Source organism: Jiella flava, assembly GCF_017349315.1.
In the GTDB taxonomy this organism is placed as follows: Bacteria; Pseudomonadota; Alphaproteobacteria; order Rhizobiales; family Rhizobiaceae; genus Jiella; species Jiella flava.
This window is the reverse complement of sequence record NZ_JAFMPP010000003.1, coordinates 97,802-122,266: the sequence shown is the minus strand read 5'-3', so window position 1 is coordinate 122,266 and position 24,465 is coordinate 97,802. Positions and strand designations below refer to the sequence as shown.

26 protein-coding genes and 1 pseudogene are annotated in these 24,465 nt (G+C 65.1%); 5 read left to right on the top strand and 22 right to left on the bottom strand.

Annotated elements, in window-relative coordinates; genetic code table 11:
- Positions 1-89: 89 nt before the first annotated feature.
- The 7 genes and pseudogenes from mltG to J1C48_RS05245 all read right to left on the bottom strand — a co-directional run bounded on the left by mltG (position 90) and on the right by J1C48_RS05245 (position 8,701).
- Positions 90-1,220, bottom strand: coding sequence for an endolytic transglycosylase MltG (gene mltG / locus J1C48_RS05275; protein WP_231081612.1), 1,131 nt, complete (start codon positions 1,218-1,220; stop codon positions 90-92).
- 350 nt (positions 1,221-1,570) lie between these two features.
- Complete coding sequence (locus J1C48_RS05270) at positions 1,571-2,032, bottom strand: hypothetical protein (protein WP_207256929.1); 462 nt, start codon at positions 2,030-2,032, stop codon at positions 1,571-1,573.
- A 336-nt stretch (positions 2,033-2,368) separates the two neighbouring features.
- Positions 2,369-2,524: pseudogene (locus J1C48_RS05265) on the bottom strand (DUF4167 domain-containing protein); the annotation flags it as partial.
- 352 nt (positions 2,525-2,876) lie between these two features.
- Positions 2,877-3,764, bottom strand: a complete 888-nt coding sequence (gene prmC / locus J1C48_RS05260) for a peptide chain release factor N(5)-glutamine methyltransferase (protein ID WP_207256744.1) — start codon at positions 3,762-3,764, stop codon at positions 2,877-2,879.
- A gap of 9 nt (positions 3,765-3,773) precedes the next feature.
- Positions 3,774-4,859 carry a peptide chain release factor 1 gene (gene prfA / locus J1C48_RS05255; protein ID WP_207256743.1) on the bottom strand — a complete coding sequence of 362 codons (1,086 nt, stop codon included), beginning with the start codon at positions 4,857-4,859 and terminating at the stop codon, positions 3,774-3,776.
- 127 nt (positions 4,860-4,986) lie between these two features.
- Positions 4,987-7,287 (bottom strand): phosphoenolpyruvate--protein phosphotransferase, encoded by a 2,301-nt coding sequence (gene ptsP, locus J1C48_RS05250; protein WP_207256742.1) that lies wholly within the window; start codon positions 7,285-7,287, stop codon positions 4,987-4,989.
- Between the two features lie 160 nt (positions 7,288-7,447).
- Positions 7,448-8,701, bottom strand: coding sequence for an aspartate kinase (locus J1C48_RS05245; protein ID WP_207256741.1), 1,254 nt, complete (start codon positions 8,699-8,701; stop codon positions 7,448-7,450).
- A gap of 276 nt (positions 8,702-8,977) precedes the next feature.
- Between J1C48_RS05245 and ubiG the strand changes: the two genes are divergently transcribed.
- Positions 8,978-9,727: a bifunctional 2-polyprenyl-6-hydroxyphenol methylase/3-demethylubiquinol 3-O-methyltransferase UbiG gene (ubiG, locus tag J1C48_RS05240; protein WP_207256740.1), complete on the top strand. Its 750-nt coding sequence runs from the start codon at positions 8,978-8,980 to the stop codon at positions 9,725-9,727.
- 320 nt (positions 9,728-10,047) lie between these two features.
- On the top strand, positions 10,048-10,395 hold the full coding sequence (locus J1C48_RS05235; RefSeq protein WP_207256739.1) for a hypothetical protein: 348 nt from the start codon (positions 10,048-10,050) through the stop codon (positions 10,393-10,395).
- 86 nt (positions 10,396-10,481) lie between these two features.
- Here J1C48_RS05235 and J1C48_RS05230 read toward each other — a convergent pair whose 3' ends face one another.
- The 4 genes from J1C48_RS05230 to J1C48_RS05215 all read right to left on the bottom strand — a co-directional run bounded on the left by J1C48_RS05230 (position 10,482) and on the right by J1C48_RS05215 (position 13,926).
- Positions 10,482-11,282 (bottom strand): metal ABC transporter permease, encoded by an 801-nt coding sequence (locus J1C48_RS05230; protein WP_207256738.1) that lies wholly within the window; start codon positions 11,280-11,282, stop codon positions 10,482-10,484.
- 2 nt (positions 11,283-11,284) lie between these two features.
- Positions 11,285-12,157, bottom strand: coding sequence for a metal ABC transporter permease (locus J1C48_RS05225; protein ID WP_207256737.1), 873 nt, complete (start codon positions 12,155-12,157; stop codon positions 11,285-11,287).
- Between the two features lie 6 nt (positions 12,158-12,163).
- The gene (locus tag J1C48_RS05220) at positions 12,164-12,895 is read right to left on the bottom strand and encodes an ATP-binding cassette domain-containing protein (protein WP_207256736.1); all 732 of its coding nucleotides are present in this window, start codon (positions 12,893-12,895) and stop codon (positions 12,164-12,166) included.
- A 92-nt stretch (positions 12,896-12,987) separates the two neighbouring features.
- A complete protein-coding gene (locus tag J1C48_RS05215) occupies positions 12,988-13,926 on the bottom strand; it encodes a metal ABC transporter solute-binding protein, Zn/Mn family (protein ID WP_207256735.1) in 939 nt (312 codons plus the stop codon).
- Positions 13,927-14,525: 599 nt separating this feature from the next.
- Between J1C48_RS05215 and J1C48_RS05210 the strand changes: the two genes are divergently transcribed.
- Entirely contained in the window at positions 14,526-15,026 is a 501-nt protein-coding gene (locus J1C48_RS05210) for a cupredoxin domain-containing protein (protein ID WP_207256734.1), read from the top strand.
- Positions 15,027-15,062: 36 nt separating this feature from the next.
- Entirely contained in the window at positions 15,063-15,506 is a 444-nt protein-coding gene (locus J1C48_RS05205; protein WP_231081613.1) for a DUF411 domain-containing protein, read from the top strand.
- 104 nt (positions 15,507-15,610) lie between these two features.
- Here the strand turns inward: J1C48_RS05205 and J1C48_RS05200 are convergent, their stop codons facing one another.
- The 5 genes from J1C48_RS05200 to J1C48_RS05180 form a co-directional block, all read right to left on the bottom strand.
- Positions 15,611-16,384 (bottom strand): glutaredoxin family protein, encoded by a 774-nt coding sequence (locus tag J1C48_RS05200; RefSeq protein ID WP_231081614.1) that lies wholly within the window; start codon positions 16,382-16,384, stop codon positions 15,611-15,613.
- A gap of 148 nt (positions 16,385-16,532) precedes the next feature.
- Positions 16,533-17,054, bottom strand: a complete 522-nt coding sequence (locus tag J1C48_RS05195; RefSeq protein ID WP_207256733.1) for a DUF1178 family protein — start codon at positions 17,052-17,054, stop codon at positions 16,533-16,535.
- Positions 17,054-17,947 carry a carbon-nitrogen hydrolase family protein gene (locus J1C48_RS05190; RefSeq protein ID WP_207256732.1) on the bottom strand — a complete coding sequence of 298 codons (894 nt, stop codon included), beginning with the start codon at positions 17,945-17,947 and terminating at the stop codon, positions 17,054-17,056. The genes J1C48_RS05195 and J1C48_RS05190 overlap by 1 nt, the downstream gene beginning before the upstream one ends.
- Positions 17,948-17,968: 21 nt before the next feature.
- The gene (gene grxC / locus J1C48_RS05185; RefSeq protein WP_207256731.1) at positions 17,969-18,226 is read right to left on the bottom strand and encodes a glutaredoxin 3; all 258 of its coding nucleotides are present in this window, start codon (positions 18,224-18,226) and stop codon (positions 17,969-17,971) included.
- Between the two features lie 42 nt (positions 18,227-18,268).
- The gene (locus J1C48_RS05180) at positions 18,269-19,042 is read right to left on the bottom strand and encodes a ComF family protein (RefSeq protein WP_207256730.1); all 774 of its coding nucleotides are present in this window, start codon (positions 19,040-19,042) and stop codon (positions 18,269-18,271) included.
- Positions 19,043-19,197: 155 nt separating this feature from the next.
- On the opposite strand from J1C48_RS05180, the gene J1C48_RS05175 reads away from it, so the two are divergent.
- Positions 19,198-20,097 (top strand): methyltransferase domain-containing protein, encoded by a 900-nt coding sequence (locus J1C48_RS05175; RefSeq protein WP_207256729.1) that lies wholly within the window; start codon positions 19,198-19,200, stop codon positions 20,095-20,097.
- Positions 20,098-20,153: 56 nt separating this feature from the next.
- Here the strand turns inward: J1C48_RS05175 and J1C48_RS05170 are convergent, their stop codons facing one another.
- The 6 genes from J1C48_RS05170 to J1C48_RS05145 form a co-directional block, all read right to left on the bottom strand.
- Positions 20,154-20,354, bottom strand: coding sequence for a Flp family type IVb pilin (locus J1C48_RS05170; protein ID WP_207256728.1), 201 nt, complete (start codon positions 20,352-20,354; stop codon positions 20,154-20,156).
- Entirely contained in the window at positions 20,354-20,683 is a 330-nt protein-coding gene (locus tag J1C48_RS05165) for a hypothetical protein (RefSeq protein WP_207256727.1), read from the bottom strand. The genes J1C48_RS05170 and J1C48_RS05165 overlap by 1 nt, the downstream gene beginning before the upstream one ends.
- 183 nt (positions 20,684-20,866) lie before the next feature.
- The gene (gene mutT, locus J1C48_RS05160) at positions 20,867-21,295 is read right to left on the bottom strand and encodes an 8-oxo-dGTP diphosphatase MutT (RefSeq protein ID WP_207256726.1); all 429 of its coding nucleotides are present in this window, start codon (positions 21,293-21,295) and stop codon (positions 20,867-20,869) included.
- The gene (locus J1C48_RS05155; RefSeq protein WP_231081615.1) at positions 21,292-22,080 is read right to left on the bottom strand and encodes a GNAT family N-acetyltransferase; all 789 of its coding nucleotides are present in this window, start codon (positions 22,078-22,080) and stop codon (positions 21,292-21,294) included. Before J1C48_RS05155 ends, mutT begins: the two co-directional genes overlap by 4 nt.
- On the bottom strand, positions 22,061-23,302 hold the full coding sequence (gene argJ / locus J1C48_RS05150) for a bifunctional glutamate N-acetyltransferase/amino-acid acetyltransferase ArgJ (RefSeq protein WP_207256724.1): 1,242 nt from the start codon (positions 23,300-23,302) through the stop codon (positions 22,061-22,063). The genes J1C48_RS05155 and argJ overlap by 20 nt, the downstream gene beginning before the upstream one ends.
- A 66-nt stretch (positions 23,303-23,368) precedes the next feature.
- Positions 23,369-24,298 (bottom strand): peptidylprolyl isomerase, encoded by a 930-nt coding sequence (locus tag J1C48_RS05145; RefSeq protein ID WP_231081616.1) that lies wholly within the window; start codon positions 24,296-24,298, stop codon positions 23,369-23,371.
- Positions 24,299-24,465 lie beyond the last annotated feature (167 nt).

The following is a 24,465-nucleotide window of genomic DNA, read 5'->3' as shown; positions in this document are numbered from 1 at the left end:
ACGTTGCTCCTCGTTCCTGGAGTGTCCCATTGCGGCCGCCGGATCAAGCCTTTCTCGGCGAAAGTCGGGGATTGCTGGCGCCGCAGCGATCAGCCGCCGTCATTGCCGGCGCCATCCTGCTGGGCCTGACGCTCGCGCTCCAGCTGGCGGTATTTGGCGACGTTGGCGTTGTGCTCCTTCAGCGTCGCGGAAAAGACGTGGCCGCCGGTGCCGTCGGCGACGAAATAAAGATCGTCGGTCTGCATCGGATGGGCGACGGCCTCCAGCGCCGCCTTGCCCGGATTGGCGATCGGTCCGGGCGGCAGGCCGCGGATACGATAGGTGTTATACGGCGTGTCGCTGTCCTTGTCGGATTGGGTGACCGGCTTGTCCGACGGTTTGCCGCCGCCGCCATAGACGCCGTAGAGAAAGGTCGGGTCGGAATCGAGCCGCATGCCCTTTTTCAGCCGGTTCAAAAACACCGAGGCGACATGGGCGCGCTCGCCGTCGATGCCGGTCTCGCGCTCGACGATCGAGGCGAGTGTGAGGAACTGGCCGATATCCTTGATCGGCAGATCCTTGTCGCGGCCTTCCCAGATCGTCTTGACCAGCTGGTTTTGGGCGGCCTGCATCCGGTGCACGAGTTCTTTGCGGGTCGTGCCGCGCTGGACGAGATAGGTATCCGGCCGCAGCGTGCCCTCCGCCACCTCGCCGGGCATCGGACCGCTGAGGAAATTGGCGCTTTCGATCCGCTCATAGGCGTGATGCACCGTCCACCCCTCGGGGATGGTGACGGAATGCATGATGGAATCGCCGCTCTTCAGCTTGTTCATGATGTCGCGCATCGACGCGCCGGGAGCAAAGGCGTATTCGCCGGCCTTCAACTGGCCACCGGCGCGCGACAGGCGCACGCCAAATTCAAAGATCGAGGCGTTGGAGATGATCCCGTCGCGCTCCAGGCCGTCGGCGATCGTCGAGACACCGGTCGAGCGCGGCACGACATAGGTCGCCTCCTTGGTCAACGGCCCGGGACCGTCGAATTCGAGCTTGCCCCAATAGAGCACGGCGCCGACCGTCAGCGTCAGGAAGAACACCGCCGACAGGCAGAAATTGAGGAAGATCACCAGCTGGTTGCGCGCATGGCGGGAGCGCTTCGGCGGCTCGGGCGCCGGCGACGGTTTGAAGTCGCGGCCGCGACGATAGCTCTCACGCTGACCGTCCTGCGGATTGTAATCGCTCACCGATACCCCCTTTGCATTCCCGCGCCCTCTTGCATCGGTCCGAAAATCGGTTCCGATTTTCGGACCGATGCTGTAACACGATGGAGCGTTCTTTGTGCGTCCGTGCGGACGCAAGGCGCTCCTGTCTCCTGCCACCATGGCAATGTGGCAAAAGCCCGGACAACGCAAGGAACCATATGCCGTTTTCGCCCGCCAGCGCGGGGCCCAAGTGTGTGGCCCGGCGCTGGGGCAGTCACACCAACGGCGACGCGTCGCCGCCGACAGCATTCAAATCACCGGATCATCAAACGCAAACGGCGCCGCTCCAGACAAGCGACGCCGCAGCATTGCAATGGGACACGCGCCGGCGATCAGCCGTTCGACGCCATTAGAAAATCAGGCAGATCGCTTCCGGTATCACCCTCCGCCTCGTCCTTTTTCTTGGACGAGCGGGTGGTACGCTTGCGCTTCGGCTTTTCCCCGGCGCCGTCATCCTCGACCTTGGCCTTGCGACGGGGCGCGCGCTTCGGCTTGTCTTCGGCAACGGCGTCCGCTGCGGCCTCGACAGCTTCAGCCGCCCCCGCAACCGCCGTCTCGCTCGGCTGGCTGGCGGCATCGACCTTATCGGCCAGGCGCGGACGGCGGCTTCGGCGCTTGGCCCGGTTAGCGGTCTCGGCCTCGGCCTCGGCGGCGGTCATATTGACCGCATCTGCGGCCTCGACAGGCTCAGCCGCACCGGTGTTGGCCGACGCCGCGCGGCGGGCCGAAGCCCCGCTATCGCCCTGCCACTTGCCATTGGCTTCGCCGTCCTCGGACTGGTCGCGCATCATCATCGGCTGCGGGCCGGTGCCCGCCGGCTGATTCTGGTGGCGGTCGCGGCGGTCGCGCTGGCCATGGTCATCGCGGTTGCGATCCCGGCCATTATTGTCGCGGTTATCGCGGGATCCGCCGTCGCGGCCGTTATTGTGAGGCTGCCGGCGGTCGTTGCGGTCGTTGCGCTCATGGCGATCGTTGCGCTCGCCGCGATCATGCCGGTCGTTGCGCACGACATGCTCCGGCACATCGTCCTCATCATCGTCGTCATCGCGCTCGTCGCGCGGCTGCTGGAACTGCGCCTGCGCCGCAGCGATGATGCGGTTGTAGTGTTCGGCGTGCTGAAGATAATTCTCCGCCATGACCCGATCACCGGCCGCAGCGGCGTCGCGCGCCAACATCGCGTATTTCTCGGCAACATGCTGGGCGGAGCCACGAATCTTGACGTCAGGGCCGTTTGACTCGTAGTTGCGCGAAAGCGGATTCGGACCCTTGCGCCCACGTCCGCGCATACGGTTCTTCTGCTGTCCTGGCCTCATACTCTTCCTGTCTCTTGTATATCGGGCGCATCATCCTCGATGCCCCGCTTCGGGAGCGCGCAAACCACTCCTGGACACAGCCCGTGGCAATCAGGGCCGGCAATGGAAATTGTCAAAAGTCGGTTTCGACTGGCGATCTGATCTGCCAGTGTCACGGACGGCCTGCCGGCCATCTCGAGCATCTCTCGGCGATGCCGACTGAGATGTCCCCCTCGAATCCTCCGTATAAGCTCGACAATAGAGAGGAAACCCCTCAGCGACAAGCCTTAATTCCCCAATTCCGCGATTTCGCGCCCCATGTGACGGGTTTCGCGAAAGCTTCGGTTCACGCCGCGCCCAAGCGAAAGGTGAGCACTCGCTCGATCCCGGCGAGATCCGCCGTCCGCCCGCAGGGCGAAAGGCCTTCAGCGGCAAAAATCGCCTCGACGTCGTCGCCCTGGCCGCGGCCGATCTCCAGGCAACAGACCCCGCCCGGCCGCAGCACCCGCGCCGCATCGGCGGCGATCGCGCGATAGGCATCAAGGCCGTCGGCACCACCGTCGAGGGCCAAGAGCGGATCGTGATCCCGCACCACCCGATCGAGCGTCGCGATCTCTCTGGTTGGAATATAAGGCGGATTGGAGACGATCAGATCGAGATTGGAGCCGAGCGCCGCCAAGTGATCGCCGCAGACCGGCCAGAAGCGCGCGCCGACGCCCGCCGTCTCGGCATTGCGGCGGGCCGTCACGAGGGCACCCGGCGCCAAGTCGACGGCCAGCGCCGTTGCCGCCGGATAGAGCGCCAAAAGCGACACCGCGATCGCACCGCTGCCGGTGCCGATGTCGGCAAAGGCGCAGGTGCCCCGCATGCCGATTGCGGCTTCGATAGGCGCGCGCGCCACCTCGACGAGGGTTTCAGTCTCCGGCCGCGGTTCGAGCGTTTGCGGCGACAGGGCAAAATCGTGTTCGTAAAATGCCCGGTGGCCGATGATCCGGTGAACCGGCTCACCAGCGATTCGTCGGGCGAGAAACCCGGCAAAAACCCTGGCGGCGGCGGCCGCGACCGGACGCGTGCTTGCCCGGTGAATCTCGGCTGGCCGGGCGCCGATGACGGCGGCCAAGAGCAGGCGCACATCGCGGTCGCAGGTCGCGGCCGGCGTATCGTCCGCCCGCGCCGCCCGCAAGCGTGCCGCAGACTCACGGTAAAGCGTGCCGAGATCGATGGCGACGGCCACCCGCGCGCCTCAGATCTCGTCTTCGCCGCCGACGGCGGCCAACAGGCGCGCCTGATGATCGGCGACCAGCGCTTCGACCAATTCGTCGAGCTCACCCTCGATCACCCGGTCGAGCTTGTAGAGCGTGAGGTTGATGCGATGATCCGTCACCCGCCCTTGCGGGAAATTATAGGTGCGGATGCGCTCCGATCGGTCGCCGGAGCCGACTTGGTTCTTGCGCGCCGCCGAGCGTTCGTCGTCGGCTTTCTGGCGTTCGAGATCGAACAGCCGGGCTTTCAAGACCTGCATTGCCCGGGCGCGGTTCTGATGCTGGGATTTTTCCGACGAGGTGACGACGATGCCGGTCGGCAGATGGGTGATGCGGACGGCCGAATCTGTGGTGTTGACGTGCTGGCCGCCCGCGCCCGAAGCGCGCATCGTGTCGATGCGGATGTCCTCGGACCGGATCTCGATATCGATGTCCTCGGCCTCCGGCAGCACCGCGACGGTTGCCGCCGACGTGTGGATGCGCCCGCCCGATTCGGTATCCGGCACACGCTGCACCCGGTGCACGCCCGATTCGAATTTCAGCCGCGAGAAAACACCGGCGCCCCGGATCGCCGCGATCACTTCCTTATAGCCGCCGACCTCGCCTTCGCTTGCCGACAATGTTTCCAGCTTCCAGCGATTGAGGTCGCAATAGCGCTGATACATGCGGAACAAGTCGCCAGCGAAGAGGCCGGCCTCGGAGCCGCCGGTGCCGGCGCGAATTTCAAGGATCGCGCCCTTCTCGTCGGCCGCGTCCTTCGGCAACAACAGCACACGGATTTGCTGCGTCAGCGTCTCGATCGACTCCTTCAGGCTCTCGATCTCGAGTTCGGCAAGTTCGCGCATCTCGCGATCGGCGGCGGGATCGGCGAGCAGCGCCCGCGAGCCCTGCAATTCCTCTTCCGCGCGCCGGTAAGCGGCGATCGCCGCGACGACGTCTTCGAGCGAGGCATATTCGGCGGCGAGCTTGGAATAGACCTCGTGAGCCGGGCCCTTGGCCATCTCCTTTTCGAGATAGGCGAAGCGGTTGGTGATCTCGTTCAAGGTTGTCTTTGGCAGAGTCGCCATGAAATCAGACCCGATGTCTCAACGGTTCAGCAGCAATCGGAGGAAGAGGCGCGCCGGCGAGCGCATGACGCCGGGGGTGACGAGGCATGCGCGGCGACGCACACGGTTCGCCAGACGTCGTCGCCGGCTAATACGGGATCGCGTGACGCTCGGCGAATTCTTGCAAAACACCCCGCGCCGAGCCCGCCTCTGAGGGATCATCGAGCAGCGCGTCGAGTTCGCGCGCCAGGGCATCCGCATCAAGGCCGAGCAGCATCGCCTTGACCGGCCCGATCGAGGGCGGCGCCATCGAAATGTTGCGGAAGCCAAGTCCGATCAGCGCCATGGCGGAGAGCGGACGCCCCGCCATCTCGCCGCACAGCGACACCGGCACGTCATGGCGGTGTCCCGCCCGCGCAACATCGCGCAGCGCCCGCAAAAAGACGACCGAGAGGTCGTCGAAACGGTTCGCCACATTGGCGTTGCCGCGATCGACCGCGAAGAAGAACTGGAACAGGTCGTTCGACCCGATCGAGACGAAGTCGAGTTCGCGCATCAGCGGATCGAGCTGGTAGAGCAGCGAGGGCACCTCCAGCATCGCGCCGATCTTCAGACTCGCCGGCGGCTCGTGGCCGAACCGCGCCAGAAGCTTCAATTCGCGCGAAATCAGCGCCCGCGCCGCATGGACTTCGGAAAGATCCGTGACCATCGGATACATGACCCGGATCTGCCGACCGGACGCGGCCTTCAGCAGCGCGCGGATCTGAGTGCGCAACAGGCCGGGTCGGTCGAGCGCCAGCCGCATCGCCCGGTAGCCGAGCGCCGGGTTCTCTTCCGGCGTGTGGCTGAGATAGGGCAACAGCTTATCGCCGCCGACATCGAGGGTGCGGAAGGTCACCGGCCGCTCGCCGGCCGCTTCCAGCACCGCGCGGTAAAGCCGCTCCTGATCGCTCGCCCGCGGCATGGTCGAGGCGACCATGAACTGCAGTTCCGTACGGAACAAGCCGATCCCTTCCGCGCCCGACTCGGCAAGCTGCGGCAGATCGACCAAAAGGCCGGCATTCATCTGCAAGCCGATCGCGGTGCCGTCCAGGGTCCGGCTCGGCTCCTCGCGGAGCGAACGATAGCGCTGCTGGCGCTTTTCACGAAAGCGCAGCTTGTTGGCAAACAGATCATGGACTTCCGGCGGCGGGCGCAAATGCACCTCGCCGCTCTCACCGTCGACGACGATGCGATCGCCGTTTTCGGCCATCGACACCGCGCCCTTGACCTGGCCGGCGACGGGAATGGCAAGCGCCCGGGCGACGATGACAACGTGGCTGGTCGCCGCGCCCTCTTCCAGGACCAGGCCGCGGATCTGGCCGCGATTGTAATCCAAAAGTTCGGCGGCGCCCATATTGCGGGCGACGACCACCGCATCGGCGATATCGCGGCCGACGCCGTCCTCACCGATCAGCTGGCGCAGCAGGCGATTGGCCAGATCGTCGAAATCATGCAGCCGCTCGCGGATATAGGGGTCGGTGAGATGCATCATGCGCGCGCGCATGTCCGACTGCACCTTCTCCACCGCCGCCTCGGAGGTCAAGCCGTTGCGCACCGCCTCTTCCAACCGGCGCACCCAACCGCGATCCTGGGCGAATTTGCGATAGGTTTCCAGCACCGCCCGGTGCTCGCCTTCGTCGGCGACCTCGCGCCGCGCCAGCATGTCCTCGATCGAGGCGCGCAGGAACTGCAGGGCCTCGGTCAGCCGAGAAACCTCGCTCTCGACATCTTCGTTGAACAGACTGGAGACGACGACGCGCGGCTCGTGCAGCACCACTTGGCCCATGCCGATGCCGTCGCAAAGGGCGATGCCGGCGATCGTCACCGGCCGGGTCAGATCGAGCGTCACACCCGGCCGCGACAGCCCCTCCAGCCCGCCGGCAGCGATCATCTCGGCAACGACCATGGCGACGGTCTCGAGCGCCTCGGATTCTTCCTCGCGATAGGTCCGCCCGGCGGCCTTGTTCTGGACGACGAGAACGCCGAGCGTGCGCCCGGCCCGCAGCACCGGCACACCAAGGAAGGTCGCATAGATCTCCTCGCCGGTCTCGGGCAGATAGGTGAAGGCGGGATGGTTTTGGGCTTCGGACAGGTTCAACGGCCGGGCGGTGGCGGCAATGGTGCCTACGAGACCCTCGCCGAGCCGCAATTGCGCCGAGTGAACCGATCCCGGGTTCAGACCCTCGGTCGCATACAGCTCGAGCACGCCATCCGCCCGCAGCACATAGAGCGAACAGACCTCGGTCTCCATATGCTTGGCGATCAGCTTGACGATCTGATCGAGACGCACCTGCGCCTCCAGGGGCTCGATCATCAGCTCCCGGATGCGGCGCATCAGAACGCGCGGACCTGAGGTGTCGCTCCTATTCAACCCTTGTCTTCCGTTCTCCGCCGAAACCAAGCCCATGTGGAATCAGTTGCGATTCCAACCCATCTCACCATAAATCGTCATCATACCAAAGCACTGGCGTGCCGCCTGCCAAAGTCTGCTCACACCATCGTGCGAAATGCCTCACCGAGAAGCAAGGATTCCGCGCATTTTCAATCACAGGCCGTAGCGCCTCCGGTCAGGCTTTGTCGAGCCCGTAGACCCCATGCAGGGTTCTGACGGCAAGTTCGGTGAAGTCGCCGTCGATGAGAATCGAGATCTTGATCTCGGAGGTGGTGATCGCCTTGATATTGATGCCGCGGGCGGCGAGCGCCTTGAATGCTGTCGCCGCGACGCCGGTGTGACTGCGCATGCCGATGCCGATCACCGACACCTTGGTCAGGCCGGATTCGCTCTGCAGCGCGTCGTAGCGCATCTGCGACTTGGCCTTTTCCAGGATCGCCGTCGCCTTGTCGAGATCGCCGGCCGGGACGGTGAAGGTCATGTCCGTCGCATCACCCGATTCGGAAATGTTCTGGACGATCATGTCGACATTGACGCCGGCATCGGCAAGCGGCCCGAAGATCGCCGCTGCGACACCCGGCCGGTCCTCGACCCGGCGAAGCGAGATCTGTGCCTCGTCCTTGGAGTAGGCGATCCCCGTTACGACCTGCTGTTCCACGATTTCGTCCTCGTCGCAAATGAGGGTTCCGGGCGGATTATCGAAATCGCCCATCCCGGGCGCATCCGGATCCTCGAAGGAAGAGCGCACGAAGGTGCGCACCTTATGCACCATGGCCAGCTCGACCGAGCGCACCTGCAGCACCTTGGCGCCGAGCGAGGCCATTTCCAACATCTCCTCGAAGGAGATCCGTGCCATTCGCCGCGCCTTCGGCTCGATGCGCGGGTCGGTGGTGTAGACGCCGTCGACATCGGTATAGATGTCGCAGCGATCGGCGCCGATCGCTGCGGCCATGGCAACGGCACTGGTATCGGAACCGCCGCGGCCGAGGGTCGCGATGCGGTTGTCCGGCGCAAGTCCCTGGAACCCGGCGACGACGGCGACCTGCCTCTCCTCGAAACGGCGCACGATCTCCGCCGCGTCAATGTCCTGGATGCGGGCCGCGCCATGGGAGCCGTCGGTGCGGATCGGCACCTGCCAGCCCTGCCAGGAGCGGGCATTGACGCCCATCGCCTGCAGCGTGATCGCCAACAGCCCGGCGGTCACCTGCTCACCGGAGGCGACGACGGCGTCATACTCGCGCGCATCGTGGATCGGCGAGGCTTGCCGGCACCAGCCCACCAGTTCGTTGGTCTTGCCGGCCATGGCCGACACCACGACGGCGACGTCATGTCCGGCGTCCGCCTCGCGTTTGACATGCCGGGCGACGTTACGAATACGGTCGATGTCGCCGACGGATGTTCCGCCGAATTTCAGGACGAGACGGGCCATTGGCTACGATTGTTCACTACGGGGCACGAAGCCCCAAGACAGGGCCGGCCATTCCTCTTGTCATCGAAACTGCGCAGACGTGACCGCCTGTTGGGCGCAGCGCGCGATCCCTAACCGATGGCGAGGCGAGGCGCAATTCCTTGTGACCGAATTGCCCCGGCAACCGGCTTTTTCTGCGGGTCGGAATGCGAAAATCGCCACGGCAACCGCTTGACTTTGATCGTCAAGGGCGAACATCCCCTCGGCCGACGCTGCAACACGGGCACTGCGAAAACCATGACCACTTCGGACGGATCCACCATCGACGCCGGCGAGATCGAGCGTTTTTCGCGCCTGGCGCAGGAGTGGTGGAACCCCGCGGGCAAGTTCAAGCCGCTGCATAAGTTCAATCCGGTCCGCCTCGACTATATCCGGCAGGAGCTTGCGGCGAATTTTTCCCGCGATCTCATGCAGCCGAAACCCTTGGCCGGCCTTTCGGTGCTCGACATCGGCTGCGGCGGCGGACTGATCGCCGAGCCACTGTCAAGGCTTGGCGCCACCGTCGTCGGTGCCGACGCGTCCGACACCAATATCGAGGTCGCCAAGCTGCACGCTGCCGGCTCCGGCCTCGATATCGACTATCGCGCGACGACGGCCGAGGCGATCGCCGCCGGCGGCGAGACCTTCGACGCGGTGCTCGCCCTTGAAATCGTCGAACATGTCGCCGATGTCGACCTGTTCTTGTCCTCCTGCGCCGCCATGGTGAAGCCCGGCGGGCTGTTGTTCGTCGCCACCATCAACCGCACCGTCAAGGCGCTGACCTTCGCCATCGTCGGCGCCGAATACGTGCTTGGCTGGCTGCCCAAGGGCACACATCAATATTCCAAGCTGGTGCGCCCGCAGGAAATCGCCGCGCCGGTCACCGCAGCCGGCCTGTCAATGATCGACGAGCAGGGCGTGGTCTACCACCCGCTTGCCGACGAATGGCGCCTGTCGCGCGACACCGACGTCAATTATATGATTTTGGCCCGCCGCTCGGAACTTTAATCGCCGAGCCGCGTTTTCAGGTCTACGTCACTGCATGATCATGACGATCACGCCGCGGACGTCCCACCTCCCGCCTCCCGAACGGGCGTTTTCGCTGTGTGCGAAACCGCCTGATTTCCGTTGCATTGAAAACAATATCGCAGTCAATGATATGCTGCGTTTACTTGCTTGGCTGCCGGCCAAGAAGTTTAATGTCGCGAAATACCATCCTCACAGCCGAGTGATTAAGGTCAGCGCAAGCTCGCAGCGCTAAAGTGCTGCAATCGGGCGAGGAGGTTCAACCGAGCATCACAGGCGAGGAGCCTGAAAGAGAGGATCAGATGGCGGCCAACCGCGACGGTATTCCCAATGAGACCACCTGTCCGGTTTCACTCGATCTGTTGGCGAAGCTCTTGCGCTCGGACGGCCCCCTGAAGGACGATCTGATCCGCGCGATCGCACCGATGGAACGGGCCCGACTGGCCTTCTTCTGCTACAATCGGGTGCATCTGCGGGCGCTCGCCTTCCACATCACCCTCCTGTGCGATCTGCGTGAATTGCGGATCCTCGCCGGGGCGAAGGGCGATTTGCTTTACCAACAGGCAACCGAATACGGCATCTTCGAGGATCAGGATCGCGTTGCCGTCAAGCATCGCGGCATCACCCTGGCGCGATCCGCGCACGGCTGACCTTAAGATAGGTGCTCGAGCAAGAGCTGTCGCTGCTCGGCTCGGTTTGTCAGCGATCTCGCGTCACGCTGGACAGCAGCTGTCGGTCAGCCACGCCGCAGACGGCCGCTTTGCCAGCGCACGATGCGGCCGACGCCATACCAAACCGCCCCCATGACGCCGACAAAGGCGCCGATCGGCCAGTCCGCCTCATAGGCCAGCGCCAGGGCGCTCCACACCGTCGACAGCGCAAGCAACACCGACAGACCGAGCGCCCATCCCGGCCGATCGGTCATCAATCGTGCGGCCGAGGCCGGCCCGACCATCAGGCTGAAGACGATGCTCGCCCCGACCAGCGGCAGTGCCGCCGAGGTGACGAGGGCGACGATCAGCAAAAACAGCGTCGCGATCCGCCGCTCGGGCAGAGCGGCGGCCGCCGCCAGATCCGGCGATAGCGTCGATAAGAGCAGCGGCCGATAGAGCAACGCCATCGCGATCACCGTCACAGCCACGATCGCCGCGACCGCCAGCACCTGAGTGTTCGAAACGCCCAAAACCTCGCCGAACAGCACCGCGAAGACCGCATTGGAATAAGCGTGCATGCGGCTGAGCAAGAGATTGCCGAGGGCAAGCATGCTGACCAGCCACAAGGCCGTCGCCGTATGGTGCGGGGCTTTTTCGCCGCTGCGCGCCAGGCCGAAGGCGCCAAGGCCGGCAAAGGCCAGGATCAGGCTCCACGGCGCGATACCGAGCAACCATGCCGCGGCCAGACCCGGAAACGCCCCGAGCGGCAAGGCATGAGCAGCAAAGGCCGCGCCCCTGACGACAACGAAGAAGCCCACCATCCCGGCGGCGACGGCGACAAGGCTGGTCGCGATCCAGGCATTGATCATGTAGTCGGCGAACATCGCTAACCCTTTTGCCGGGGCTTCAACAGCCGCCCGAACACCGGCGGCAGCAGCAGATGGGCGGCGACGATCAGCGCGACGATGCAGAAGCTCACCGGCCAGGCATGGCCATCGGTCCAGTCGTAGCTTTTATACGACATCAAGATGCCGCCCCAGCCGGCGATCAGACCCAGAATCGCCGCCAGCGCCATTGTCCGGCCGGGCCGCGCCGACAGACGCGTCGCCGTCGCGGCGGGACCGATCAGAAACGCCGTCGACAGAATCGCACCCACGGTCAGCGACGACACCGCAACAGCAAGAGCGAGCATCGTCAGATGCACGAGACGCATCAGCCGGGGCGAGCCACCCTGCACGGTTAAAAGGTCGGGATCGAGGGCGGCGAGCAGAAGCGGGCGGGTGAACAGCGCCGCCAGCACCACAGCCACAGCGCCGCAGATCGACACCGGAAGGATCACACCCGGCGGCAGGATGAAGAGGGAGCCGAAGAGGATCGTGACCGGCGCCCCGCCATTGCTGCCCGAACTGACGATCCGGCCGAGAATCAACGCCGAGACACCAAGACCAAGACCCAGCATGATGCCGGCGACGAGATCGCGCTCGGACCTGCGGCGCAACTCGACGGTCTCCATGCCGAAACCGCCGACCAGGGCGCCAGCCAGAAAGCCCGCCAGTGGCCCGGCGCCGAACAGCACCGCAGCCGCACCGCCGGCGGCGCTCACATCCGTCAGCGCATGGCCGGCAAAGGATTGGCCTCGGATCAGCGTCAAGACACCGGCGATCGCAGAGATCACTGCCGCCACGGCGCCGGTCACCAGCGCCCGTTGCACCGGGCCGCTATCGAGAAAGCCCGCAGGCAGAAAAGACAGAAGCGTCACCGCCAATCACTCCAGACGCTCGACATGGGGCTCGTCGGGCGCGATCGGATGGGTCTCGCCGGCGGGCACGATCACCAGCCGGCCGTGAACCCGAAGCACATCGATATGGTGGCCGTACAGCCGGCTGAGGACGCCGGATCGCAGCACCTCGTCCGGCCGACCGCTGACAGCGCCGCCGCCGGCCAGATAGATCACCCGATCGAGCGCGCCGACCAGCGGATTGACGTCGTGGGAAGAAATCAACACCGTCACGCCGCTTTCGCGCGCGATCCGCTTGAGCACCGACACGATGCCCGCGATACTCGGCATATCGAGATTGGCGAGCGGCTCGTCGAGCAGCAGCAGTTGCGGCTCGCGCACCAAGGCATGGGCGATGAAGATCCGTTGCTGCTGACCGCCGGAGAGGTCGCCGAGACGGCGATCGGCGAACGCGTCTGCACCGACTGCCGCCAGCATCGCGGCGACACGATCGCGGCGGCGGCGCGACGGCAGCGGGAGGCCGTAGCGGTGGCCGTCGAAGCCGAGCGCGACGACATCTCGCGCCCGCAGCGGCATATAGGGATCGGCATCGATCTTCTGTGGCACATAACCGAGCGCCCGATGGCCACGGGCCGCGCCCTCGATCCCTCCGGCATCGGCGGGGAGCAATCCCAAAAGGGCGCGGATCAGCGTGGTCTTGCCGGACCCGTTGACACCGATCAGCCCACAAAACGACCCCGGGGCGAGAGCGAAACTCACCCCGGAGAGAACCGTTCGACCTGAACGGGAGAGAAAGAGTCCGTCGACCCTCAGCGCATCCTGATCCAAGGATCGATCTCCGTCACCGCCGGCTATTTCGCCGCAACCAGTCGCTCGGTCGACTGGCCCTTGGTCACCGCCGCCTCGATAGCGGCAAGCTCGGCCATCATCCAGGACTGATAATTGAAGCCCGGCGTTGGCATGGTCTCATAGACGCCGACCACCGGGATGCCGTTCTTCTTGGCGCGAGCCAGGAAATTGTCGGTCAAAGCGTCCGTCACTTGTTGGTTGTAGAGAAACACCTTGACCTTGTGACCATCAAACAGCGCGTTCTCCTTGGCGATATCCTGCGGCGAGGGATCGGTATCGTTCATCGCCGCCATCTCCAGCGCCCCGGGCGTCTCGATATTGGCACCAAGAGCCTGAAGCAGATAGTCGGCGACCGGCTCCGTCACGGCGACGGGAAGGTTCGGATGCGCCTTGGAAAACGCCGAAATTGCCCCGGACCACGTCGCCATCGCGGCTTGGAATTGCGCAAAGTTCTTCTCGAACACCGCTTGATGCGCCGGCATTTTCTCGGCCAGACGCTTTTCGACCGCCATAGCGACCTTCAGCATCGTGTCGGCCTTGTACCACAGATGTGGATTGGGCGTGTCGTCCGGCAGACCAAGCAACGTCTGCACCTTGATTACCTTGCGATCCTGGCTTTTGGTCGCCGCCAGCAACTTGTCGGCCCAATCGTCGTAGCCAAGGCCGTTCTCAATGACCAGATCAGCCCGCGCAAGATCACGGGCGATCGTCGGACTGGCCTCAAAGCTATGCGGATCGGTGTTCGGATCGCTTTCGATCGCGGTGACATGGACATATCTGCCGCCGATCTGCGCCGCGACATTGGCATATTCATTCTCGACGCCGACGATCGAGAAGGTCTTTGGCGACGCGGCTTGGGCGGACGGCGCGACCAGCATCATGAAAACGGCAAGCGGAGCAAGCCCGCCGGAAATGAAGGTGTCTCGGGACAAAAGGCACATGGGAGATCTCGCGTTTGCAACAATGTGTAATGAAATAACATATCGAAATGCCGCGTGCCACAACTTCCAATTCGATTTTGGCATCGGGGCCGGACCTCGCCACCCGCCGATCGGCGCGACGACAAAGTCATCGCATCGCCGCCGCCGATGCGTTAAATTGAGGGCATGATCCGGTCGCTCACCTCGATATTCCGAGAGCCGTTCAAACGCACGATGGTGCGCGTCGTGTGGGCGGTCCTGACGCTGTCTGGCATGTCGACCGCGAATGCCGCGACCCCTCTCACCGAATCTGGCGCCGCCATCTCAGCAGGCTTCGAATGGCCGGCAGCCCGCAAGGCCGGGTGCCACGAGCACACCGCCGCTCGCATGCCGTGCGGCGAGCGGTGCGTCAGTTCCCCGATCCTGCCGGCATCGCCCTCCGTTCGGGAGCGCTCCAGGCGAAGCGCATATTCTCGCCCCATCGATCTTCCCTTCGCCGCTCGCGCCCTTCCGGCCGCCCACGGGCCGCCCCGTCTTTGAGGTCCCGCCGACCGGCCCCGCGCCGGCTTCGACCGAACGATTGATCCGTTCAAACCAAGGCATCTTGAGGAGACGATCCGATGTCACGAGCCCTTATCGCAACCCTGGCCACAACCCTTGCCATAGTCCCCGCAGCCAGCGTGGCCGCCGCCGCAGAGTCCCATTCCGGGGATCACCACGCCGAGTCCATCGAAATCGCGCCATCGAGCGCGAAACCCGACCGCACGATCACGATCAACATGGTCGAGCGGCCGGACGGTTCGATGGGATTTACGCCCGACCATGTGACGGTCACGGCCGGGCGAACGATCCGCTTTGAGGTCCACAACACCGGCACACTCGATCACGAATTCGTCGTTGGCGACCATGAGGCATTGATGGAGCACAAGGCGGAAATGGAGAAGATGCCGGACATGAAGCACACCGATCCGGGAGAGCTGCGTTTGGCGCCGGGTCAGTCCGGGTCGGTGACCCTCCGCTTCGACAAGCCGGGTCCGTTCGGCTTCGCCTGCCTCATTCCCGGCCATTACGAGGTCGGCATGCATGGGGTGCTGACGGTCACGGCCGCCAGCCAGAGTTAAGCCGGAGATCGAGCGATGAACCGACGGACAATGATCATGACCGCGACATTCTCCGGCGTTGCGGGCCTTGCGCTCTTCGCCAGTCCCGTTGCCGCTTTGTCCCGCCAGGCCATGACAATTTACGCCTCGCCGCGCTGCGGCTGTTGCGCCGCCTGGGCGCGCCATGTCGAAGCGGCGGGTTTCGCGGTGAGCGTGCAGCATCTCGACGATGCCGATCTCAACGCCAAGAAAGCCGACACGGGCATCGGGCCGGCATTTGCCTCCTGCCACACCGCCTTTGTCGACGGCTATGCGATCGAGGGCCATGTGCCAGCACGGGACATTCGGCGCCTTCTCGCCGAACGCCCGGACGCGCTCGGCCTCGCCGTCCCCGGCATGCCGGGCGATGCCCCCGGCATGGGTTCCGGCACAACGCCCTTCGAAGTGCTGTTGATCAAAAAGCACGGCACCAGCGCGCTCTACGCCCGCTATCCAAGCTGATCGTCAACGAGCTGCAGCGCCTTGCGGCGCTGCAGCTTGTCGATCGGTGTCGAAGGGCCATACGGCCGGGCGATTTTCGCGGCTTGCCGACCCCGCCCCCGCGCTCAGGCGCCCCAGATCAGCATGCGGATCGGCATCCAGAGACCCATGCCGATCATCACCAGATTCTCGGTCAACGACACGAAGCCGAGCGGCACGTTCGATCCCCCGCCGACGCAGGCGCATTTCAGCTCCCGCTTCTGGACATAGACGGCATAATAGACCGAGACCGCGCCGATGGTGCCGATGACCAGCGCAATCGGTGCCGAGATCCAGGTCAGCGCTCCGGCGATCATCAATAGGCCGGCCAGCGTTTCGCCGAACGGATAGATCTTGCCGTACCGCACCCAACGCTTGGCCAGAAGATCGTAGTTCAAGAACATGGTCGAGAAACTCTCGATATCCTGCAGCTTCTGAATGCCGAGAAGACACATCGAGATGGCGAAGAACCACTCGATCGCCCTCGGGGTGAAAATCGTGTCATAAGCCGCATAGGACACCGCCAGCCCCATCAGCAAGGCGACCGAGAAGATCGCGATGACCGGCTGATAGGTGGGCTCGTCCTTCGCCTTGAGGGGCTTGCCGAAATGCTTTCGCAACTCGGTATAGCCGCCGATCCGCTCACCGGCGATGAAGGTCTGCGGCGTGGTCTCGACACCGTGTTTGTCCTTGAAGGCATCGGTCTCCTCGCGGGTCGTCAGATGGTGATCCTCGACCTCAAAGCCTTCCCGCTCCAGAAGATCCTTCGACTTCAGGCCATAGGGGCAGACATGCTTTTCCATGACCATTCGATAGAGAACGGCCCGGCGCTCACCCTTGCTTGATTGTTCCAAACTCATCCGTTGATCCGCCATCGCTTGCAGGATTGTCACGCGAAAACGGCCGCCGCAGCACCCGGATCCGCCTCGTCTCGACACAGATGGGTATTCCAGCGGCTGGAAGGTCAAGGAACGTCACCCGCGACAAACACCACGCGGCCGCTGCCCGCTACTGCTTGTCCTCGGGCAGCGGCATCAGCGGCACGGCCGTGATGCCCTCTTCCGCCAGGCTTTCGACCTCCTTGTGCGAGGCCTCGCCATAGATCTGACGCGCATCGCTCTCGCCGTAATGAATTCGCCGCGCCTCGTCGGCGAACTTGCCGCCGACATAGTCGGCTTCGGCCCGAACCTTGCGCGAGATTTCCTGCAGAACGGCAAAGGCCTTGGCGATCTCGGGATGGGGCGCGGGCACGTTGGCAAGCGTCGTCGGAGCGACCGGTGCCCCGGCGGACCCTGCAGCCCCGGCTGGGGCCCCAGCCGGGCCGTCGGCCGCCTCGCGCGGCGCGTCGCGGTGAGCTGCTCCACCCTTGGCGATCGCCGGACGCATCAGCGCCTTTTCGACGTCCTCTGCCTGGCAAAGCGGGCAGGCGACAAGCCGCGCGCTGATCTGGCGGTCGAAATCTTCGCTCGAACGGAACCAGCCGTCGAAACCATGGCCGCAGGAGCGGCATCGCAAATCGAAATGGATCATTATTCGGCCGCCCATGCGCCTGTGACGCGGATCGGCTCGCCTGCAGCCCCGTCGCCAGCATCGACGACGAAGGCGCGCGCATTCTGCAGATTGGGAATCTTGGCCCGGGCGGTCGCGGCGGCGGCGGTGTCGATCGTTGCGATCGCGACGCCGGGCTCGTCGCCATCCACTTCGGCGACGATCTGCCCCCAGGGATCGACGATCAGCGAATGACCATAGGTCTCGCGCCCGTCGGCATGGACGCCGCCCTGCGCCGCCGCGATCATCCACGCACCGTTTTCGATCGCCCGCGCGCGCAAGAGCACGTGCCAATGGGCCTCGCCGGTCTGGCGGGTAAAGGCCGCCGGGGCGGTCAGAACCGTCGCGCCGGCCAGCGCCTCTTCGCGAAACAGATGCGGAAAGCGCATGTCGTAGCACACGGCAAAGCCGAGCCGGGCCGCGCCGTCGTCGAAAACGAGATCGGCAACCGCCGCCCGGCCGCCCGGCCGATAGGTGCGCGATTCCCGCCAGCTCTCGCCATTGTCGAGATCGACGTCGAACATGTGGATCTTGTCGTATGTGGCGATCCGCGCGCCATCCGGGCCGAACAGAACAGCGCGGTTGGCCACCCGCCCCTCGTCGAGCGGCACCGCCGTCGAGCCGAGATGGACATAGATCTGATGCCGGCCGGCCAGCCGCGCGGCTTCCAACAGCAAAGGATCGTCCGCCTCAGGCCGCAGGTTGGCCATCAGGCTTGCTCGGTCGCGCTGCACCATGCCGGTCATCTCCGGCGACTGCACATAGTCGGCGCCGGCGGCGACAGCCTCCTCGACCAGGGCCGAAAAGGCGGCGATATTGGCCGCCGGCTCGGTGCCGGAGCGCATCTGCAGGACGGCGGCGCGAAAAGTCGTCACAAAATCGGTCTCCCGAGGGCGTCAGGCGGCGAGCATCGAATCGAGCTTACCGGCCCGATCCAGCGCGTAAAGATCGTCGCAGCCGCCGACATGCACGTCGCCGATGAAGATCTGCGGAAAGGTCGCGCCACCCTTGGAACGATCACGCATCTCCTCGCGCAGCTCCGGCGAGGATGTCGCGTCCTTCTCGTGATAGGTGACGCCCTTGGCCTCCAAGAGCTGCTTGGCCCGCGAACAAAATCCGCAGAACTGGCGCGTATAGATCGTCACCTCGGTCATCGACGGTCCTTTTGACTGCAAATTCAAGCGATGGATATGGCCTTAAGCCGGTCCCGCCGCAAGAGTGGAGCCGCTGCCGGCGCCAACCCTGGCAAAGACCAGCACATCGACATCGGCAGCGCCGGCCCGCTTCAGCGCCCTTGTGGCGCTCGCCGCCGTGGCGCCGGTGGTATAGACGTCGTCAATCAACAAGACCCGCCGCCCCTCGATTTCGAAGCGCCGGGCATCCATCACCCGGAAGGCTCCGCGGACATTGTCGCGGCGCTGCTTCTGGCCGAGACCGACCTGCGAGCGCGTCGCCTTGATCCGCTTCAAGGCCAAAGGCGCGAAGGCGACGCCGGCGCAGCGGGCGATCCGCCGGCCAAGTTCGGCCGACTGATTGTAGCGCCGCCGCCAAAGCCGCCCGGCATGCAGCGGCAACGGCACCACGACGTCGGCATCGGCCAGCAACTCCGCCCCGGCCCGGCCCATCCAGCCCGCCATCAGCGGCACCAGATCGGTCCGGTCGCCATATTTCAGGGCGCCGACGAGATGGGCGGCAAGATCGTCATAGAGCACCGCGGCGCGCAAGCGGGCGAAGGGCGGCGGCTCGGCGATCGCTTCGGCCGATAAGAACCCCTTGCCGAGATCGTAGGAGAAGGGCAGGCCGAGCACTTCGCAATAGGGCCGCTCGATGAAGCGCAGCTTCGCCCAGCAGGCGGGGCAAACACTGCCGGCGCGGGTGACCGCGCTCTCGCAACCGGCGCAGACGGCCGGAAACAACAGCCGGCCGAGCGAATTGGCAATCGCCGTTCTGCCCCGCTTGAAGAGATGCATCGCTCTTGCGTCCGATGGCGCAGCGGCTTTTATTCGCCGCCCGGCGTGGCCACATGTCGCCACGCGTCCGTTTTCTGGCTTGCCGAAACGGCATTCCACCTGCAGACAGCCGTCGGCGTCAAGATGAAAGACGCGACGCGAACACCGATAGGCCCATGTCCGATCCCTCCCCCTCGATGCCCTTCGACCGCGCGCTGCTCGACCGTCGCCGCGAACGGTGGTTCACCGCGGCCAGCGACGACAGTGCCGCATTTTTGATGAAGGCCGTCGCCGCCGAGCTGACCGAGCGTCTCGCCGTCGTCGAGCGCCGCTTTGCCGTCGCGGTGGATCTCGCCGGTCATCGCGGCGAAATGGCCGCCGGCATGATTGCCAGCGGGCGGTGCGACACCGTGCTGCGGATCGAGCGCATGCCGTTTCTTCTCGACGGCGCGGAGCTGGCGGTGGTCGCCGATGAAGAATGTCTGCCGCTCGCGCCCGAAAGCGTCGACCTCGTCGTCTCCTGCCTGTCGCTGCAATTCGTCAACGACGTGCCCGGGATGCTGGCGCAGATCCGCCGAGCGCTGCGGCCGGACGGTCTGTTCCTGGCGGCCTTTCTCGGCGGCGAGACGCTGAGCGAACTGAGAACCGCTCTGCTGCACGCCGAGAGCGAGATCACCGGCGGCGTCTCGCCGCGGGTCGCCCCCTTTGCCGAGATCCGGGAGGCCGGCGGCCTGCTGCAACGGGCGGGCTTTGCCCTGCCCGTCGGCGACGTCGACCGGCTGACGGTGCGCTACGACAATCTGTTCGCGCTGGCCGCCGACATCCGCGCCATGGGCGCGGCGAACATCCTGCAAGAGCGCTCGCGCAAGCCGGCAGGCCGTCGCCTGTTTCTGCGCGCCGCGGAGATTTATGCGGAGCGCTTCGCCGATGCCGACGGCCGCATTCGGGCGACCTTCGACGTCATGCATCTGTCAGGCTGGGCACCGCACGAAAACCAGCAGAAGCCGCTTCGCCCCGGCAGCGCCAAGGCCAGCCTCGCCGCCGCGCTGAACGATCGTTCGTCAGATCTTTCGTGAGAACGCCGCCTTGGTCGGCCGGCGAACGCCAATTTCAAGGCCCATGGCGCAAACGGTCACAGCCCGAGATGGTTGGCGACAAAGGTCAAGGTCTCGACCAGCGGGTCGCGCAGGGCGGAGACCGCGCCCACCAGCACCGCGGCCATCGCCGCGCAGATCAGCGTATATTCGATCGCGGTCGCGCCATCGCAGCCAGTCCAGAAAGCGCCGCCCACTCGCTTGGCCGTCGCCAGGGCCCGTGACAAGGATCGGCCCATCAGCAGCTTCCACTCCGCCGCGCGCCGGAGGCAAATAGCGTGCAGGGCCCGCTGCCGGGTGCCTCGAGAACACTGCGATGAATGATGTAGGTCTGCGGCTGCGCCTGGATCGAACCGGTCATCATCATGTCGATGTCCGGGCCGCGCGCGACCATCGTCTCGTCGGTGTTGCGGTCGATCACGGGAACGGCGATCAGCGCCAGGGCGGTGATCGCCGCCGCAAACAGCATCGTGCCGCGCAGCAGAATATCGCTGGACGAAGGCCGCATCCGCGCGGGAAGATCACCGTCATAGACGGCCTCGCCTTCGACATGTTCCCGATGATCCATCGCGTGATCCCCGCACATCCACCGGCCGAAGTGTCACCAAAAGGTTTAAACAAGGCTTTAATCCGCCGATAATGCCCAGCTCGGCAACCCGTTACAGTTCACGCAACGTTAATGACCGATCGCCGCCGGCGACGCCGAGCATTTTTCAGAACAGGAAAGCATCGCGAACCAATGCGCGCGGTGCTATGCGCCCAAAAGATCGATCAGATGGGCGATCAACGGCGCGTCGGCAGGTGGCATCGGATAATCGCGCAGCGCCCTCGCCCGCACCCATTTTAGCGCTTGCCCCTCGCGCGATTGCGGCGTGCCTTCGAAGCGCCGGCAGACGAACAGCGGCATCAACAGGTGGAAGTCGTCATAGCCATGGCTGGCAAAGGTCAGCGGCGCCAAGCAGGCTGCTTGCGTCATCACGCCAAGCTCTTCGGCCAGTTCCCGGATCAGGGCGGCTTCCGGCGCCTCGCCGGGCTCGACCTTGCCGCCCGGAAACTCCCATAATCCGGCCAGCGACTTGCCCTCGGGGCGCTGGGCGATCAGGATCCGGCCATCGGCATCGACGAGGGCGCAGGCAACCACCAGCAGCAGGCGCTTTCGCTGATCGATCCCGCCGCTCATGGCCGCTCTCCCGGTGGCGTGCGATAGACGTAGTGATAGGCTTGCCTGAAACCGAGCCGCTCGTAGAGCGCCAGTCCCGCCGCATTGTCGGCCTCGACCTGGACCCAGCCGGTCGTGGCGCCCTTGTGCATCGAATAGCGAAGGGCCGTCCGCACCAGATCGAGCCCGATGCCCTGTCGCTGGCAGGCGGGCGCAACGGCGACGTCGAGGATCCCCGCCAGATCGTTATCCTGGATCGCCAAGGCCACGGCCACCGGCTTGCCGCCGTCATTTTCACGCATGAACATGCCGCAGGGCGGGCGGATCGCGCGGATGATCTCGCCGAGCCCGGCCCGCATCGACGGCGGCCGGCCATGCACGGCAAGGCTCGCTTCGAGATAGCGGTCGATGTCGCGGATGGGAATCCGGTCGACCGACGCGGAAAAGTCGATCGCCGCGATCTCGCAGGTCATCACGATCGATTCGGCGAAGCGCGACCATCCCTCCGCGTCAAGATGCGCGACGAGTTCGGGCGGGGCGAGCGGCGATTGGCGCACGGTGAGCGTTCGGCCGGCCTCGGCAAAGGTCTTGCGCGCCCGCGCCAAGCGCTCAGCGATGCCTTTGGTGTCGGACGGATCGAGCGGATTGATCGAATTGAGACGCTTGGCCGGAAAGGCGCGGGTCAACCGCACCGCCCAGGTGCCGTCGAAAGCGGTCGAAGTCGCAGGCCAGGCGCGAAAGCCCGCCGCCTCGAGGCGCCGCACCACCGCGAATTGGCGCATTTTCTCAGCTTCGGTAATCGCCATTGATCGCGACATAGTCCTTGGTGAGGTCGCAGCCATAGACCGTCCAGCGGCCGGTTCCAAGACCGAGATCCACCCGGATCAAAATTTCCGCCCGGCGCATCACGGCCGAGGCCGCCGCTTCCGAATAGGCCGGATCGCGCTCGCCATCGACAGCCACGCGCACATCGCCGAAATGGATCGCCAGGCGGTCGCGGTCGGCCTCTTCGCCGGCCTTGCCAACGGCCATGACGACGCGGCCCCAATTGGCGTCCTCGCCGGCGACCGCGGTCTTGACCAGCGGCGAATTGGCGATCGACAGGGCGATCCGCTTGGCGCTGAGGTCGCTGACAGCTCCTTCCACCGTCACCTGGATTTCCTTGCGAACCCCCTCGCCGTCGCGAGCGACTTGACGGGCGAGATCGAGCAACAGCTCGCCGAGAGCTGAACGTAGCGCGCCCAGTCGCGGATCGGCCGCGTCGGTGATCTCGGGGCAGCCGCGGGCCGCCGCGGCGCCGGTGGCAAAAAACAGCAAGGTGTCCGACGTCGAGGTGTCGCTGTCGACCGTCACCGAATTGAAGCTCGGCTCGACGGCCGCCTTCAGCAGTGCCTGCAGCACCGGCGCGGCGATCGGCGCGTCGGTGGCGAGGAAGGACAGCATCGTCGCCATGTCCGGCGCGATCATCCCCGCGCCCTTGGCAATTCCGTTGATCGTCACCGTGCCGTCGCCAAGAGCGGCGCTGCGGGTCGCGACCTTGGGATAGGTGTCGGTGGTCATGATCGCCTGCGCGGCCTCGCGCCAGCGATCCGCCTCACCGGTGTCGGCCAGGCTCTGCAACAGATGCGTAAAGCGGCCGGCATCGAGCGGCTCGCCGATCACGCCGGTCGAGGCGAGGAACACCTCGCTCGGCGAACAGCCGACGGCTTTTGCCGCCGCCTCGGCCGTCATCGCCGTCGATTCGCGGCCGCGGCGGCCGGTAAAGGCGTTGGCGTTGCCGGAATTGACGACCAGCGCCCGAGCCGATCCGCCGGCGAGATTGGCGCGGCAAAAATCGACCGGCGCCGACGGGCATCGCGAGCGGGTCAAGACGCCCGCGACCGCGGTCGGCGCGTCGAACACCATCATCATCAGATCGGTGCGGTTCTTGTATTTGATGCCGGCTTCCGCCGTGGCGATGCGGACCCCCTCGATCGGCGGGAGTTCAGCCAATGTCGCGGGCGCGAGAGGGGAGACTGGATGCGACATGCAACGGGTTCCTGAGGGATGAACATCGGGGCCCCGGATCAACCGGCGCCCCGATCTGAAGATCGGTTATTGGCTCTTCGCCGCCGGGGCCGCCGTGGCCGCCGGCGTCGCCGGAGCCGCGGCGTCGCCACTGTCCGGCTGCTCGCCGAGCATCTGCTTTTCAAGCTGCTGGACCTGACTCTTCATCTTCGGATCGACATAGTCGACACCCAGCGCCTTGCGAGCCTTGCCGACCATCTGCATGTATTTTTCGCGCAGAAGAAGCTGCTGCAGCTGATCCTTGACCTGCTCGAACTTCGGCGGCGGCGCATCGCGGGTCTCGACCACCTGGATGACGTGCCAACCGAACTGGGTCTGCACCGGCTCCTTGGTGAATTCGCCGGGCTTCAGCGCAAACGCCGCCTTCTCGAAGGCCGGGACCATCTGCCCCTGGCTGAAGAAGCCGAGGTCGCCGCCGGACGGGCCGGACGGACCAGTCGACTTTTCCTTGGCGACTTTCTGGAAATCGGCGCCGCCCTCAAGCTCCTTGATGACGTCTTCCGCCTCTTTCTTGGTCTTCACCAGAATATGCCGGGCATGCACCTCCTTGCGCGGCGGCATCGCCTTGATTTCCTCATCGTAGCGCGCCTTCAGCTCGTCGTCGCTGATCTTGGCGATGCCTTCCTTCGCGAAATAGGCATTGTGAAGAGCCCGATCGCGGTCAAATTCGAGCTGCGCCTTGACCGCCGGATCATTCTGCATCTTGGCCTTTTCGGCCTCGGCCGCCAGAGCCTTGATGTCGATCAGAGCCGAAAGCACGGCAAGCTGCCGCTTGTCTGCCGGCAGCGACTGAAATTGCGGCCCAAGCTCGGCTTCGGCAGCTTTCAGCTCGGCTTCGGTCACCGTCGACTTGCCGACTTTGGCGACCACGTCGCTATCGGCGGCCTGCGCCACCTGGCCGGCAGCGAACGTCATGAAAACGCCGCCCGCCAAGAGGGCGATGAGGTTTTTGGTCATCGAGGATGTTCCTTTTCGGGACTTCTGACGCAAACGGGTGTGACCGACGAACGGCGCGCATCCGTCATTCACGGTGCCAAGCTTTCGAACACCGTATGGCTCGCGGGCGCAAAGCGCCGTTGACATCGGATTTGCCCCCTCTTATCTCTCGCGCCAACTGAAAGTCC